This window comes from Microvirga sp. CF3062 (genome assembly GCF_036314045.1).
Taxonomy (GTDB): Bacteria; Pseudomonadota; Alphaproteobacteria; order Rhizobiales; family Beijerinckiaceae; genus Microvirga.
This window is the reverse complement of sequence record NZ_JAYGGN010000002.1, coordinates 212200-227903: the sequence shown is the minus strand read 5'-3', so window position 1 is coordinate 227903 and position 15704 is coordinate 212200. Positions and strand designations below refer to the sequence as shown.

Annotated in this window: 14 protein-coding genes; 6 read left to right on the top strand and 8 right to left on the bottom strand. The window is 59.2% G+C overall.

The annotated features are described in order from the left end of the window. Window positions 1-15 precede the first annotated feature (15 nt). Window positions 16-846: a DUF1932 domain-containing protein gene (locus tag VB618_RS04535; protein WP_329795361.1), complete on the top strand. Its 831-nt coding sequence runs from the start codon at window positions 16-18 to the stop codon at window positions 844-846. A gap of 42 nt (window positions 847-888) precedes the next feature. Here VB618_RS04535 and VB618_RS04530 read toward each other — a convergent pair whose 3' ends face one another. From VB618_RS04530 to VB618_RS04510, 6 genes are all read right to left on the bottom strand, one after another. Further along, window positions 889-1623 carry a response regulator transcription factor gene (locus VB618_RS04530; protein ID WP_329795360.1) on the bottom strand — a complete coding sequence of 245 codons (735 nt, stop codon included), beginning with the start codon at window positions 1621-1623 and terminating at the stop codon, window positions 889-891. A gap of 58 nt (window positions 1624-1681) precedes the next feature. Beyond that, window positions 1682-1939 carry a DUF1236 domain-containing protein gene (locus VB618_RS19770; RefSeq protein WP_442931692.1) on the bottom strand — a complete coding sequence of 86 codons (258 nt, stop codon included), beginning with the start codon at window positions 1937-1939 and terminating at the stop codon, window positions 1682-1684. A gap of 205 nt (window positions 1940-2144) precedes the next feature. Continuing rightward, window positions 2145-2894, bottom strand: coding sequence for a hypothetical protein (locus VB618_RS04525; RefSeq protein WP_329795359.1), 750 nt, complete (start codon window positions 2892-2894; stop codon window positions 2145-2147). Window positions 2895-2924: 30 nt separating this feature from the next. Beyond that, window positions 2925-3416 (bottom strand): RNA polymerase sigma factor, encoded by a 492-nt coding sequence (locus VB618_RS04520; RefSeq protein WP_329795358.1) that lies wholly within the window; start codon window positions 3414-3416, stop codon window positions 2925-2927. Between the two features lie 171 nt (window positions 3417-3587). Next, on the bottom strand, window positions 3588-3995 hold the full coding sequence (locus VB618_RS04515) for a DUF1236 domain-containing protein (RefSeq protein WP_329795357.1): 408 nt from the start codon (window positions 3993-3995) through the stop codon (window positions 3588-3590). A 508-nt stretch (window positions 3996-4503) separates the two neighbouring features. Continuing rightward, window positions 4504-4953, bottom strand: coding sequence for a hypothetical protein (locus tag VB618_RS04510; protein ID WP_329795356.1), 450 nt, complete (start codon window positions 4951-4953; stop codon window positions 4504-4506). A gap of 450 nt (window positions 4954-5403) precedes the next feature. On the opposite strand from VB618_RS04510, the gene VB618_RS04505 reads away from it, so the two are divergent. Next, entirely contained in the window at window positions 5404-6510 is a 1107-nt protein-coding gene (locus VB618_RS04505; RefSeq protein WP_329795355.1) for a S8 family serine peptidase, read from the top strand. Between the two features lie 82 nt (window positions 6511-6592). Here VB618_RS04505 and VB618_RS04500 read toward each other — a convergent pair whose 3' ends face one another. After that, window positions 6593-8074 (bottom strand): mannitol dehydrogenase family protein, encoded by a 1482-nt coding sequence (locus VB618_RS04500; protein WP_329795354.1) that lies wholly within the window; start codon window positions 8072-8074, stop codon window positions 6593-6595. 454 nt (window positions 8075-8528) lie between these two features. Here VB618_RS04500 and VB618_RS04495 point away from each other — a divergent pair, with 454 nt between their 5' ends. Genes VB618_RS04495 through VB618_RS04480 form a run of 4 tightly spaced genes read left to right on the top strand, consistent with a single transcriptional unit; the run spans window position 8529 to window position 14271 of the window. Further along, window positions 8529-9632, top strand: a complete 1104-nt coding sequence (locus VB618_RS04495; RefSeq protein WP_329795353.1) for a branched-chain amino acid ABC transporter substrate-binding protein — start codon at window positions 8529-8531, stop codon at window positions 9630-9632. Window positions 9633-9656: 24 nt separating this feature from the next. Beyond that, on the top strand, window positions 9657-12854 hold the full coding sequence (locus VB618_RS04490) for a response regulator (RefSeq protein WP_329795352.1): 3198 nt from the start codon (window positions 9657-9659) through the stop codon (window positions 12852-12854). Continuing rightward, window positions 12851-13228 carry a response regulator gene (locus tag VB618_RS04485; RefSeq protein ID WP_329795351.1) on the top strand — a complete coding sequence of 126 codons (378 nt, stop codon included), beginning with the start codon at window positions 12851-12853 and terminating at the stop codon, window positions 13226-13228. Before VB618_RS04490 ends, VB618_RS04485 begins: the two co-directional genes overlap by 4 nt. After that, the gene (locus tag VB618_RS04480) at window positions 13225-14271 is read left to right on the top strand and encodes an adenylate/guanylate cyclase domain-containing protein (protein ID WP_329795350.1); all 1047 of its coding nucleotides are present in this window, start codon (window positions 13225-13227) and stop codon (window positions 14269-14271) included. Before VB618_RS04485 ends, VB618_RS04480 begins: the two co-directional genes overlap by 4 nt. Window positions 14272-14303: 32 nt before the next feature. Here the strand turns inward: VB618_RS04480 and lpdA are convergent, their stop codons facing one another. Next, the gene (gene lpdA, locus VB618_RS04475) at window positions 14304-15701 is read right to left on the bottom strand and encodes a dihydrolipoyl dehydrogenase (protein WP_329795349.1); all 1398 of its coding nucleotides are present in this window, start codon (window positions 15699-15701) and stop codon (window positions 14304-14306) included. Between the last annotated feature and the right edge of the window lie 3 nt (window positions 15702-15704).

The window sequence follows — 15704 nt, the reverse complement described above, 5'->3', positions numbered from 1 at the left end:
GGATGGTGGGAACACATGAGCCTTGAGATCGCCTTCATCGGTTATGGGGAAGTCGGGCAACTCTTCTCACGTCAGCTCGCGGCCAAGCCGGGCATTCGCGCGACCGTCTACGACATCCTCTTCAACGACCCAATCCGAGGCCCCGAGCTGAAGCGGCGCGCCTCAGCTGGCAAGGTTCATGCGGCCAACAGCACGGCCGACGCCTGCCGGACAGCAGAGATCGTTATCTCGGCTGTTACAGCGGACTCCGCCGTTACGGTAGCACTGCAGGCTGCGCCTCACCTCAAGCCCCAGCAGACCTATGTTGATCTGAATTCAATCTCCCCTGCTACGAAACGGAGCGTAGCCGACAAGGTTCGCCAGGGAGGTGCATCCTTCATCGAGTTTGCCGTCATGGCTCCCGTGAACGGTGTCGGGATCGAGGTTCCTATCCTGAGCGGCGGTGAGACGGCCGAAACAGTTTCTGCCCGACTCAACGAACTGGGGATGAGGATCACGCCTGTCAGCCCAGAGATCGGAACGGCCTCTGCCACGAAGCTCTGCCGCAGCATCGTCATCAAGGGCATGGAGGCGCTCATGGTGGACTTCACGCTCGCATCTGAAAAGGCGGGTGTTATGCCGGCTGTACTGGCGAGCTTGAAAGCCTCCTATCCAGGCATGGATTGGGAGAATGTAGCGAAGGTGATGATGTCCCGCGTGAAGCAGCACGGCATTCGGCGCGCCGCGGAGATGCGTGAAGCGAGTCGCATGGTTATCGAGTTGGGCCTGGACGGATCATTGGCCGCGGCCATAGCCGAAAGGCACGAAACTTTCGCCAGATCCGAAGTACCGTCAGGAACCGATTGAATCCGGCGGAAGGATCTGCAGAGCCCTTCTTCCTGCAGATGCTTAGGCCTCAGCATCCGTCGAGACATGGCGTGTTGCCCAAAGCGCAGCCTGAGTTCGATTGCAGGCACCAACTTTCTTCAAGATCGCCTTGACGTGCACTTTCACAGTCGACTCGGACAGGTTGAGCTGGCGGGCAATGACTTTGTTCGGCGCTCCTTCCCTTAGGAAATCCAAGATCTGCGCCTCTCGCACCGAGAGCTTTCGGCCTGGCATTCGATAATCTTCGCATCGTCTCAAGTCATCTGCCGGCGCAGTCGCAGCATGATCGGCATTCGGCCCAGTCATGGATAGAACGAAGGCTGATGGCAGAACGATCTCACCAAGCATGACAAGCTCGAGAGATCCGACGAGGATCTCGCGTTGGCTGTTAGAGAGGCAAAAGCCGTGTGCCCCTGCCTGACATGCTGCGGACACAGCGTTAAGCTCGAACGTTTCTGCCAGAATCACGATTCTTCCATCGGGAAAGAGCGCCTTAAGTTGGGTGATGATTCCGACGGCGCCATCGCTGTATCTCTGCCCATCAATGATGAAGAGAGAATGCTCCCCATTAAGAGCTTCTGGTAAGTTTGATATATCGTCGATGACTTCGTGCCATACGTTGAATACTCCGCCGGCCAGAACAGTTTCTAGGCCGATCCGCAAGAGTGGATTGCTGCAGATCGGGAACACTGTCGTTGAAGGCTTTTCCTTCAATTGAAGGATTTGCCGCTCTTCTATCAAGTTTTGCAATGACATGGATTAAACCGCTATTTTCATGAGCAGAGGGATGCTCCCATTAACTAGGAGATGGACTCTAACGAAGTACGTAAACAATCCTGCGCGAGGCCGCGTCCACGATAACCCGATGGTCGTTCACGAGAGCATATCGATAGGTTTCATGGTGCGGTATCAGGTGGAGTTCGATATCCTCAGACAGCGTCTCTCCGATAAGTGCGCCTCGGCTGAAATGAGAGGCCAAATTGAAATCCTGCCGCGGGCTGGTTCTCACCGGGGCGGGCGAGGCAATGTTGTGTGTGGCATCAAGAAGAGCGTGTTGCTGGTGCGCTGACATGGGCGGCCCAGCTTGATGGGTGGCATTCGGCGCTGTAGTGGGCGTTGCAACGATGCCCATGGAGAACACGGCTAAAGCCAGATGATACGCGGCTTGCATGGTTATCCTCTATCACTAGCGTGCTAGGACAGAGAACGGATCGGTCATGAGGTTTATTCCGATCCTTTACAAAAAACGGCATACCTCTTCCGAGGTAGGCTGCAGACTAGCGTACGAATTCGGCTAATGCCTTAGCCTCCGCCTCTCCTTCCAGGGGGCTCCCGGCACCGAGATTGCCAAGATAGGCATCGACAAGGTCACCGCCCGAGCTTGGCATATACTCAGCCTCCTTCACAGGAGTTGCCAAAGCAAAGGTCACGTTCCATTCATCAGATCGGCAGGCGACTGCATTGGTTGCGCTGGAGGTGGAGTGAAGCCTGAACTCTCGGCATAGCGATTCATTTGCGAGTCGGTATGTCGAGACCACCCTTAGCCGCCCAATCGGAAGTTCGACCTCACGACCAGATCCGAGGCGGCTCAGTTCCTGCCGAACGAGGGGGTCTTCCAGCTGTGCCAGGCGACCTGCCTCCGGCTGGGATTGCTGCCCGATCAAATAGCCTGCGGCCACCGCGACAGCTGCAAAGGAGGCGGCCAGAGCCATCCTCATGGGATATGGTCTGCTTGGCCTTAGGTTCCTTGTCTCTATGGGTGTAGGTCTATCGCCGCTCTGACTTGTAGCTTCATAGGCCTCAATCTGCGCCGAAATGGCTGCATGAAGCTCACTTGGGACATCAGGAGCAAGGTTGCTGGCAAAAAATGAACGTGTCAGGCGGCGGCTTCGCTGAAACTCGACAATCTTCCTTGCTATTGCTGGATCCTGGGCCATGACTCTGGCGACGGCTGCAGCCACGGGCTCATCGAGCTCTCCGTCCGCAAAGGCCATCAGGATTTCATCGGTGAGATGCAGCTCCGACATCTTCCTACTCCACTCTTATCTCTTGTGCCCTCAGGCAGCCGCTGTCATTTCGACCAGTCGCTTTCTGGCTCGAGCCAGACGACTCATGATCGTTCCAACAGGGATTTGCAGCACCTCTGCAGCTTCCCGGTACGTGAGATCCTCTCCACACACCAAAGCAAGGACCTCGCGCTGTTCCTGCGGCAGGCTATCGATCGCCCGCTGAACTTCCGCCAAGGCGAGCCTGCTCATGATCGGCTGCTCGCCCGGATCGCCGATCAGCTGCGTCTGCGAATCCACGTCTTCCATCATGCCTTCGGTTCTCATTCGTCTGAGGTGGTCGATCCAGTGATTACGGAGAATTCGGAACATCCATGCATCGAACCGGGTGCCCGGCGTCCAAGTGTTCGCGTTGGCGAGAGCGCGTTCGCAGGCCCCTTGAACAAGATCATCCGCAAGGGGCTGCGAGCGGCAGAGCACCAACGCGAAGCGTCGAAGCCTCGGGAGAAGCGCCACAAGTTCCTGTCCTATGGCTGTTGCCATTCCTGCTCCACGTGACCTGATAGAACCATAACGGGAAAGCTAGTCGTTTTATTCCAACCTCAAGAGGAGGCGACTTCACCGAGGCGCTGAGGAGGACGTTCGCTTGGCCAACCAAAATGAAAAAGGGCGGCCCAGAGGCCGCCCCAAGCTCAATACTAAACCTAGTTAGCGTTAGCGGATAACCTGCACGATCCTGCGGGTGCCGGGCTCGACAAGCACGGGGGTGTTGTTCACCACCGTATAGCGGTAGCCCTTCACCTTGTACTGGGCCGGAACCTCATGGAAAGTCACACCGGATTCAGGCAGGGTCGCGCCGACACGCACCTCTTCCTTATAGGTATAAGACGGCACGCTCTGCGTGGTCACATACTGGCGGAATTCCGGCTGCTGCTGGTCGGCAATACCGCCCACGATCGCACCCGTGACACCGCCCACGGCCGCACCGACAGGGCCGCCAACGACCGCGCCACCAACCGCACCCGTGGCTGCACCCGCAGCGGCACCGCCGGACTGTGCAAAGGCCGCCGCAGGGGCAAGAGCAGCGAGAACAACGCTGGTGAGAAGAATCTTCTTCGACATGATCTGACTCCTGAACAAAGCTTCGGGATTATCACCCGGCAACCGACAACGCGCTGCCAGCGAAGTAGTTTCCAAGAAACAAAGATACAGATGCCGATGTTCTTACATAAAAATCTTCATGAACGTACGATGAACAGGAATGGCGGCGAATATTCATAAAATTCCAATAAATACGAATGTGATATTTTGAACCTGCTCACTTCTTTACATTGACGTACATCATTTACCTAGCTTGTTAAACCAAGTGACTTCTAGCCAACTGCTTCAACTTACTAACTTGCTGCCGCTGCCCAGAGACTTCGAGGGATTCTGAAACCAGCTGGCGCTCTGACCGTTATCTTATGTTCACTGGGCCATTAGAGCCCATTGCGGGAACATGGGCCCGTTCAGGGCACATTGGCGAGCCGGGATGATGACATCGAAACGACGCTCCTTGCTGGTATTGGCATCCTGTCTTGCCATTGCTTGGCCGGCTAAGATCCAGTTTGAGATCGCCGAAGGTATGAGCCTACCCATCACCGGAGCTCGAGCCATAGCCGAGCCCGGCAACAACGGTGGGAATGGCAATGGGGGCAACGGAAACGGTGGCAATGGCGGCGGGAACGGGGGCGGAAGAGGTGACGGCGGGTCTCCAGGAAATTCTGGCAACAGCGGCAATGCAGGCGACCGAGGAAATGGCGGCAATTCGGGTGACCGCGGAAATAGCGGGAACGCAGGGGATCGCGGCAACAGTGGAAACACAGGAGGTCGAGGAGATTCTGGCAACAATGGCAGCGGCAGCGCAAATGGCAATGCCGGGGGCGCCGGAAACTCTGCTGGAAACAATAGCTCCTCCGGCAACGGCAACGGCAACGGCAACGGCAACGGCAACGGCAACGGCAACGGCAACGGCAACGGCAACGGCAACGGCAACGGCAACGGCAACGGCAGAGGGGCCGGGAATGAAGGGGCCGGTCAAGGCAAATCCTCAGGCCAAGAGGGATCGTCAAACGCCGGAGGGACGTCAGGCCGAGGAGATTCATCTACGCAAGGAAATTCCTCAGGCCGGAATACGGGGAATACCTCTCAAAACAGCCGCGCTTCGCGCTCCCCGACACCTGCAGGGATGCCAGGATTTTTAGGGGCGATCACCAACAGCCTTCGCCCCATTGCAGCAGCTCCTGTCAAAGCCATCGAGAGAGCCTTGGCTCCCAGGGGCACTCCAAAAGATAATTCTGCTCGATCCGCGAAATCCAACGCAACCTCATCGCAGAAAGCGGCGCGACCAGGCAAAGCTGACCCCAATCCCAGCAAGGCCGCGGCAACCTCTGCAAAGCCCCCTAGCCCTCCACTTCGAGCACGCGTCCAGGCAACAGGTGCGGCTGCGGATCAAAACCTGCCTAAACCCAAGCAGGCATCGCGCTCAATCGTGGCTGTCGGACTCACTTCGGAGAGCCTCACGCGCCTGAGGGCGCGAGGATTTCAAGCTGACAGGCAGACCAAGGGCACCCTCGCGAGCGTAGTGCGTCTTGTCCCGCCCCGTGGCATGTCTCTTGCTCAGGCACAGCGCGCCGTGCGCGTAGCCGATGCGGCGGCTATCGCCGATTATGATCACTTTTACTATACGGATGGAGCTTCGGGCTGCACTGGGGTCAGCTGCGAGGCGGTCTCCCTGGTTGGCTGGAACCTGCCGGCCACCAAGCAATGCGGTCCAGTTCCGACAATCGGCCTCATTGATACGGGCATCGACCGCGAGCACGAGGCTCTGCGGGGCCAGTCAATTGAGATTGTTTCCGGACTGCAACTTCACGGCGATCCTTCTCAGCGCGACCACGGCACCGCTATCGCGGCTCTTCTCGTGGGTCGGAGTGGAAGCAGCGCTCCAGGTCTTCTGCCCGAAGCACGCATTCTGGCGGTGGATGCCTTCTATCGCGATGGCGGAACGGCGGATCGAACGGACGTGACGACGCTCGTCATGGCCCTGGAGGCACTGGCGGAGAGAAAAGTACGCGTCGTCAACATGAGCCTGTCCGGACCTCCCAACGAAGTGCTCAAGCGGGCTATTGCCTCGGCCCAAGCAAAGGGCATGACCATCATAGCCGCAGCCGGAAACAATGGTGCAGGCGCCGAGCCATCCTATCCCGCCGCTTATCCAGGCGTGATCGCCGTCACGGCCGTCGACAATAAGCGCGATGTCTATCGCCGTGCGACTCAGGGCGATTACATCGACCTTGCGGCGCCCGGAGTGGACCTGTGGGTTGCCGCGCCGGGTGGAGGCGGCACGACGAAAAGCGGCACATCCTATGCCGTGCCCTTCATCTCCGCCGCTGCCGCAATCCTGCACGCTTCCGACACAACCCTGAACCCGGCTGACCTCGAGGCTGCTCTCGATAGCAACGCATTGGATTTAGGCAAGCCGGGCCGTGACCAAACCTACGGGCACGGGCTTTTACAGGCGGCGAACCTGTGTCCGTCTCACGCAGACGAAATGCCTGTCGCACAATCGCACGTCGAATCTGACGCCACGGCTCCTTGAGGAACTCCGGCTACAGGACGAGAATGTCGTGGGTGATCTCATCCATTGAGAGCAACCTGCTCCCAATGGATGCCGGATGGCCTTAGACCAGCCCGCTTAGATAGCGTTGCAGGGTTGCGCGAGTGCCTTCGCGCCAGAGTCCGCTCAATGCGGCCGCGAACCGGGACCGGAAGACCGGGCTTTCGGAAACATCGCCGAAGATGTCTCTCAGGTTCAGGAAGGCGGGCGCATCGTCTCTTGCAGCCAATGCGGCCGGTTGCAGACGGCTGGCATTCGGATCGTCAAGAGAAAACGGTTGGCCCTGATCGTCCAGACCTGCGCAGTACCGGCACCAGAGCGCAGATACGAGGGCCAACCCTGTGACATCACCGCCAACCTTCAGTCGGTCACGTGTCGAGGGAAGGATAAACTTGGGCTGTCGGTTGGAGCCGTCCTGGGCGAGACGCGGGATTGTGTCCCCTACATCGGGATTGCTGAAGCGGCGGGCGATCAGCCGGTAGTAATCCTGGAGATCGACACCCGGCACAGGAGGCACGCAGGGGATGATCTCCTCCATCTCCAGCTTGTCGAGGAAGCCACGCACCAGCGGATCCTCCATGGCCTCATGGACGAAATGAATGCCCAGAAGCCCAGCCGGATAGGCGATGGCCGCATGCCCGCCATTGAGAATGCGCAGCTTCATCAGCTCGAACGCCGCTACGTGAGGCGTGAAGGTGACACCAACCTCCTCCAGAGCCGGACGTCCGGAGGGGAAATGGTCCTCGATCACCCATTGACGAAACGGCTCGCAGAAAACGGGCCAGTTGTCCTGCACGCCGAAGCGCTCGGCTAAGGCGGCGCGCTCCCTGTCCGTGGTTGCTGGTGTGATGCGGTCGACCATGCTGTTGGGAAAGGCCACCTGCTCCCGAACATAAGCTGCAAGAGACGGGTCAATCAGATCCGCAAGGCCAGCAACGGCCTCCCTCGCGACCCTCCCATTATGAGGAATGTTGTCGCACGACATGATGGTAAAGGGCGCAAGTCCCTCATCCCTCCGGCGCTTGAGGGCCGCTAGGATGACACCAAACACACTCCTGGGCGTCTGCAAGTGAGCGGCATCATGCACGATGTCCGGGTGCTCGGGATTGAAGGCCCCTGTGCCCGGATCGATGCAGTAGCCTCCCTCTGTGATGGTGAGAGACACGATCCGCAGCGCAGGATCATTGAGGGCTTGGACAATCGCGCGGCCATCTTCTCCAATAGGAACGAAGTCGACCATCGCACCAGTCACCCGGGCATGGTTGGCTCCGGGCTCAAGCTCCACCACGGTAGTGAGCCAGTCCTGAGGCTCGAGCGCTTGCCGCATCGCTCTATCACCAGCGCGAATGCCCGCGCCGACGAGAGCCCAATCAAGGTCTTTGCCGGCATTGAACAGATCATCCAGATACACGGCCTGATGAGCGCGATGGAAGTTGCCGACGCCGACGTGGAGAATGCCAGCCCGGAGTTCTGCACGATGATAATGTGGCCGGGCTATGCTGGGGTGCAAATCTGAGAGGTGGGCTAGGTTCAGGATCCGGCTCATGATGGTGACTTTGGCTGGAATCGGAGGAAGAGTGCTTCAGGGAGGTGGCTCCCCTCCATCCATCAACATTGATTGTAACAATGTCAACAGTTCGGCTTTAAAATCCAGCGCTGCTTTAGCTCTGCTGATAAACTGGCCTATGCGCGTCTCTCATAGAGGCTTTCGTAATCATCTCGGAGCATGCAACTTTGATGCCGGCAGACGTTGGCTGCACATCCCTGTGATGTATTCCCTTATAGTCCCGCTATGGCCATTGTCAGCGCTATTCATGAATCGACCCTAGCTGTCACATCGTTTAGGATACGGCTTGGAGCATAAACCGATAAACTGCAGTGACACCTGATCTGGCTCGGACGACCAGCAAAGAGAGGGTTCGCCTGTTATAATGTCAGCATAGTCTCTTCTGGCAAGTGCTCCGAAGACGTTGATGCAGCCAAGTGGCGGGAGGATCGCCATGGAACGGAAACTGTTGCGTCTTGCTGCGGCCATTGTCTTTGCAGTGGTGGGGGCCAGTTCGGCTGGCGCTGAGATTCTCATCGGCATGGCAGGAGCACTCACTGGCCCTAATGCCTACCAAGGCGAGCAGCAACAGCAGGGCGTGGAGATGGCCATCGTAGACATCAACGCTGCCGGCGGTCTGCTCGGCCAGCAACTGAGGCTCATTTCTGTTGATGATGCTTGCGACAGCGGCCAAGCGATCGCCGCGGCTCACAAGCTTGTGGCCGAGAAAGTAGTCTTTGTCGTTGGGCACCAATGCTCGGCCGCCTCCATTCCAGCAGCCGGTATTTATGAGAGAGCCGGCGTCATCCAGATGACTCCGGCCTCGACCAATCCACGACTGACGGAAGAGGGTCGCGCGAATGTCTTTCGCATTTGTGGAAGAGATGACCAGCAGGGCGCAATCGCTGGGGCCTATCTGGCAGAACGAGGGAGGGACGCAAAGATCGCCATCCTCAACGACGGCTCGATCTATGGCAAAGGGATTACCGAGGAAACCCAGCGTCAACTCCGCCAACATGGGGGCGCAGAGACACTCTCCGAGGAGCTTGAGCCAGGTTTGAACGACTATTCACTCCTCATCGCAAAGCTGCAGGGTGCCGGTATCCAGATTGCCTACTTCGGTGGATACTACCGGGAAGCAGCCATTTTGATCCGCAATGCCCGCGAGCAGGGTTACAATCTGCAGCTGGTGTCCGGTGACAGCATCGCGAGCGAAGCCTTCGTACAGGTAACGGGCGAGGCTGGAGAAGGCACGGTATTCACCTCCTTCCGAGACCCCCGCCGAAACCCCGGCGCCGCCTCTCTCATCGAGCGCTTCCGGCACCAAGGGTTCGAACCTGAAGGCTACACGCTCTACAGCTACGGCGCCGTTCAGGCCTGGGCTCAGGCCGTTGCCAAGGCAGGCTCAACCGAGCCTCAAGCCGTAATGAGCGCGCTTCGCTCGAACGAGTTCGACACCATTCTTGGGAAGGTCAGCTTCGATGCCAAGGGCGACGTGCGGCAACCCGGCTTCGAATGGTTCATCTGGCGGAGTGGCCAATATGTGCCCCTGGAATGAGGAAGGGGCCTTGCCCCTGCTAGAATGCCCTTCTACCTGAGCGTCCGCTGGCGCTTGCTCCTCGCCTTTCTCGGAATCAGCGCCTTCGCGGTGCTGGCCGCAGCCACGGGGACCTATGCCTTCCGCCAGATGGCCCATGTGATTGAACGGATCACGGAGCAGCGCGTCCCCTCCGCTCTTGCTGCTCTCGACCTGTCGCGGCAAGCCGAACGCACTGTTGCCGCAGCGCCAACGCTTCTCACAGCCCGCTCACAGGCGCAGTATCGGGAGATCTCTGCCGCCGTTACAGCGGAAGTCGAGCGTCTCGAAGATCTGCTTGCCCAGATCCGGAGCGAGGTTGATCCCGCCACGGTCGCCGCCATGGAGCCCGCTGTCGCGGGATTGCGGCGCAACCTCACGGCGCTCGCCGGCCTTGTGGCAGGACGCCTCGCAGTAGCAGCGCAAAAAGATGCACTCGTCCAGCGCCTTTCAAACGCAACAGTCGCAGCGCAACGCCTGATCGCCCCTGCTCTTGTGGTTTTGGACGCCAAGTTTGCAGCCTCCCGTCGCATGGACCGTGGCGAGCAGACAACTGCCGGCTTCCCGCAACCTCCTTCGGTGATTGTGCAGGAGATTGCCGAGAATCTTCTTATGCAGAAGGCGCAGCTCGAATTCGCCTCGATCAGTGACGGCTTGCTCAAGGCGTCACTTGCCGAGAAGCCTGCCGATATCCCGGTGATGAGCTTCCCTCTCAACCGCTCCCTGTCGGCATTGCGCCAGATCGCTTCCGAACTCGCGGATCAGCGTCTGCGATCGCGTTTCGATCAGCGGATCTCGGACTTCGCTCGGCTGACCGATGGGCAGGACAGCATCCTGTCCGCACGGAGGACGGAGCTTATCCTCGTCGAGGATGCCGAGCGACTTCTTGCGGAGAATGCTGGCCTTTCCGCACAACTGACGAAAGCAGTCGATGGTCTTGTCGCAACGTCCCGCGGCGATATTCGTGCGGCAAGCGACGAGGCCTTGATGGCTCAGAGCATCGGCCGGAATATCCTGCTGAGTGTCGTATCTCTCAGTCTTCTGAGTTCTCTGCTCATTGTCTGGATCTATGTCGATCGCAATCTCGTTGCGCGGCTGCAGAACCTGAGCAACAGCATGCTGGCGATCGCCGGAGGCAACCTGTGCGCTCCTTTGCCAAGGGACGGGGGAGATGAGATCGGACAGATGGCAAAGGCTCTCGCCGTCTTCCGAGACACGGCGATTGAGGTCGAGGAGAAGAACCTGCGCGAGGTCGCCGATGCCCGGCAACGATTGATCGATGCAATCGAGAGCATCAACGAGGGCTTCGCCCTCTATGGCGCCGACGATCGCCTCATCCTATGCAACAGCCGCTATGAGGAGCTCCTTTATCCTGGAACCGGTGTTCCCATGGAGCCAGGAACACCGTTTGAGACGGTGATCCGACGCGCGGCGGAGCGCGGTCTCATCCTGGAGGCAAAAGGACGGGTCGACACCTGGGTTGCCGAAAGGCTGGATCGGCACAGGAACCCGGTCGCAGCCGAGATCCAGCACCGCGATGGCAATCGCTGGATTCAGGTCTGCGAACGCAGGATAGCAGGAGGCGGAACTGTCGCGGTCTACACCGACATCACGGAAATCAAACACCATGCGGCACAGCTGGAGCTCGCCCGCGATGAAGCCATGGCAGCGACACGGGCGAAGAGCCAGTTCCTCACGAACATGAGCCATGAGCTCAGAACGCCACTGAATGCGATTATCGGCATCACCGAGATGCTCAAGGAAGAAGCTGAGGAGACCGGCGAAGAGCCGCTGGTGGAGCCGCTGGACAGGATCCGTCATGCCGGCACGCATCTGTTGACCCTGATCAATGAAATCCTCGACCTTGCCAAGATCGAGGCGGGCAAGCTCGAGCTCCACCCGGAAGAGATCGACCTCCGTGTTCTGATCGGAGAAACCTCCATGACGGCTGAGCCTCTCGCCAGAAGGAACAACAACCATCTCAAGGTCGAGATCGCCTCGGATATCGGCCGGATGCAGACCGATCCTGTGCGCCTGCGACAGGTTCTGCTCAATCTGTTGAGCAATGCCTGCAAATTCACCAAAGGCGGAACCGTGACAGTAACGGCCTCTCGGATCATGGATCGAGGAGGAGACACGATCACCATCGCGGTTCGCGATACAGGCATCGGCATGACAGCAGAGCAACGCGACAGGCTCTTTCAGGAGTTCAGCCAAGCGGACAGCACGACGACACGAAAATTCGGAGGAACGGGGCTTGGACTTGCCATCAGCCGCCGACTTTGCCGTGTCATGGGTGGAGACATCAGCGTGCAAAGCGCCGTGGGGGTCGGCAGCACGTTCACCGTTTCCATGCCGACGGGCGGGGTGGTGGGCCCTCCCAGGAGACGCTCCAGCGCAGGGAGCTCTTCCGTGATGCTGCAACCTCTCGGGCAAGGACAACGCGCGCTGATCATCGATGACGAGACCACATCGCGGGAGATCCTGCGCCAGATCCTGATGCGTGAAGGCTTCGAGGTGGTGATGGCGGAGAGCGGTCAACAAGGGATCGAGATCGCCCGTGAGATCCGGCCGTCCGTTATTACCTTGGATGTGCTGATGCCGGGTCTCGATGGCTGGAGTACCCTCCAGCAATTGAAGCGCGATCCTGAGCTTCAAGATATTCCTGTCATCATGGTCACCATCGTCGACGAGGAGAACCAGGCATATGCCTTAGGTGCCGCCGCCTATCTGACGAAGCCAGTCAATCGCGAGTGTCTCCTGAAAGCTCTTACGGCCTGCCGAACCGACCACGCAAGCTCTCGAGTTCTGATCGTGGAAGATGACCCACACACCCGAGGATGGCTCGCCCGTATCTTGCGTGAGGACGGGTGGGAGGTGGCCGAGGCCGAGAACGGACGGGTTGCGTTGGACCGGCTTCCGCTCGTCAAGCCCGACATCATCCTCCTCGACCTCATGATGCCGGAGATGGACGGTTTCGAGTTCGTCGATGAGGTCCATCGAAATGAGGAGACGCGGCATCTTCCTTTGATCGTACTGACGGCAGCCGATGTCGACGAGGAAGCTCAGCGTCGCCTGAGCGGTGGGATTCAAAGGATCCTGCGCAAGAAGTTAGGTGGCAGGGATGAGGTGCTCGCCACCTTGCGGGACGTCATTGCCGATTGCCTTCGGCTCGGCAGACCGGAGCACCAGGGGCGAGTATGACCAGAATTCTCTACGTCGAGGACAACGAGGACAATGTCTACATGCTGACCCAGCGTCTGACGAGACACGGCTTCGAAGTCAGCATTGCCTCGGATGGCACACAGGGTATCGAAATGGCTCACCGGGAGAAGCCCGATCTGATCCTGATGGATCTCGGTCTGCCTTCTCTCGACGGCTGGACGGCGGCACGTCAGCTCAAGCAGGGGCCAGATACCCAGGATATTCCGATTCTTGCACTGTCTGCGCACACGATGCCAGGAGATCGGGAGAAGGCGCTGAGCGCCGGCTGCGACGACTATGATGCGAAACCGATTGTTTTCGAGCGATTGCTTGAGAAAATTGATGCACTCATCCGGAGCCGGAGCTTTCCATGACCGCTTCCGGCGTCCGTATCCTTGTCGTGGATGACAATGAGGACAACCGATATACGCTGACGCGGAGGCTGCAACGTGAGGGATGGACTGATCTGGCGACCGCCGAGAATGGACGCGAGGCTCTCGCCCTGATCGCCGACGAGCGCTTCGATCTCGTTCTTCTCGATATCATGATGCCCGAGATCAACGGCTACGAAGTCCTGAAGCGGCTCAAGACGGATGTGGCTACGCGCGACATTCCGGTTCTGATGATCTCCGCCCTGTCGGAATTCGAAAGTGTCGTCCGCTGCATCGAACTCGGAGCCGAGGACTACTTACCCAAGCCTTTCAACCCGGCGCTCTTGAGAGCACGCGTGAGAGCCTGCCTTGAAAAGAAGAGACTGCATGACCAAGAGGTCAATTATCTTACCGAGATCGACCATCAGCGGCGACGGGCTGAGGCGCTCCTTCATGCCATTCTGCCGTCACAGGCTGTGGACGAGCTCGAGCAGTCCCATACCGTGATCCCCCGCCGCCATGAAGATGTGGTCGTGTTCTTTGCAGACATCGTCGGATTTACGGCCTATTGCGATCTCCTTGCGCCGGAGGAGATTGTCGCGAACCTTCATGTTTACGCTTCAACCTTCGAGGACATCGCGTCGCAGCACGGCCTTGAGAAGATCAAGACCATCGGCGATGGGTTTCTCGCAACCGCCGGCCTGCTTCTGCCCAATCCGGATCCGGTGATGGCGAGCATCGAATGCGCAATAGCGACTATTGCCTCCGCCCGTAGCCTGCCTCTGCCCTGGGATGTGCGAGTCGGCATTCACATCGGCCCGGTCGTCGCGGGCGTCGTAGGCCGGCAGAAATTCAGCTTCGACATCTGGGGCGATACCGTGAACGTCGCCGCACGGCTTGCCGGATACGGTAGGCAGAGCGGCATTAATCTCAGCGCCCCCGCCTGGGAGCGAGTCCGGACGCGGGTCGACGCCGCTCCTCTGGGACCTGTTCCCATCAAGGGCAAGGGCGATATCGAGGCCTACAGGGTTGTCCCTCCCGAATAGATAAGACGGACGGCCGGCACCGTCCGCCGGTCTCAGATATGGAGCTCACGTCCCAGGGATTTCAGGGCACTCTCCTGGAAAGCCTCGCCCTGTGTGGGGTGCGCATGGATGGTGCCGGCGATATCCTCAAGACGTGCCCCCATCTCGATGGCGAGGCCGAAGGCTGCGGAGAGTTCGGACACGCCCTGCCCGACGGCCTGGATACCGAGAATCAGATGGTTGTCCGCCCGGGCCACGACGCGAACGAAACCGTCCTCGCCGAGCTTTGTCATGGCGCGCCCGTTCGCCGAGAAGGGGAAGTGGCCGACGCGGATCTCACTGCCGATCTTCTGAGCCTCGTCCGAGGTCAGGCCAACAGCGACGATCTCCGGATCGGTGAAGCATACCGCCGGGATGGCTCGCTTGTCCCAGACTCGCTTATGGCCTGCGATGATCTCGGCCACCATCTCACCCTGCGCCATGGCGCGGTGGGCCAGCATCGGCTCGCCCGTCACATCACCGATGGCATAGATGCCCCGCATCGAACTCTGGCACCTCTCGTCGATCCGAATGAAGGGGCCATCCATATCAAGGACAAGTTCCTCCCTACCCCACCCATGAGTGACCGGCCTCCGGCCAACCGTGACGAGGATCTTGTCGGCCGCAAGCGGCACTTCAGATCCGCTCTCCGTTTCCACCAGCAGAGTCCCGCCAGATTTGGCCAGTCCCTTGGCCTTTGCACGTGCCATAACGTCGATGCCGAGAGCCTGCAGCCTCTTGGAGACAGGACGGGTGAGTTCCGCATCGTATTGCGGCAGAATGCGCGCCTGCGCCTCGACCACGGTCACTTTTGCGCCCATCTTGGCGAAGGCTGTTCCAAGTTCCAGGCCGATATAGCCGCCGCCGACGACAACGAGTTTCTCCGGAACCGATGTCAGCGAAAGCGCTTCGGTCGAGGAGATCACGGTGCCGCCAAACGGCAGGTTGGGGAGTTCGACGGGAGCCGATCCGGTTGCGATCACGACATTCTCGGCACGGATGATCTGCCGACCGGTCTCGGTTTCCACCTCGACCGTCTTCCCGTCTCTAAAATGTGCCCGACCTTGGACCATCTTGACCTTGGAGCGCTTGAGGAGACCCGACACGCCGCTGTTCAGGCGACTTACGACGGTGTCTTTCCAGGCAATGGTTTGAGACAGGTCGATCTCGGGTCTCGTCGTTCTGATCCCAAGAGGGTTCTGTCCCGATGCGAGATGAACGATCCGATCGTATTCTTCCGCCGCATGAATGAGCGCCTTGGAAGGGATGCAGCCCACATTGAGGCAGGTTCCGCCCGGCTTTTTCTCTTCGACGATCACCGTATCGATCCCAAGCTGCCCGGCACGGATGGCGCAGACATAGCCGCCCGGTCCGGCTCCGATGACAAGGAGCTTGCAGGAGATATCTTTCATGAC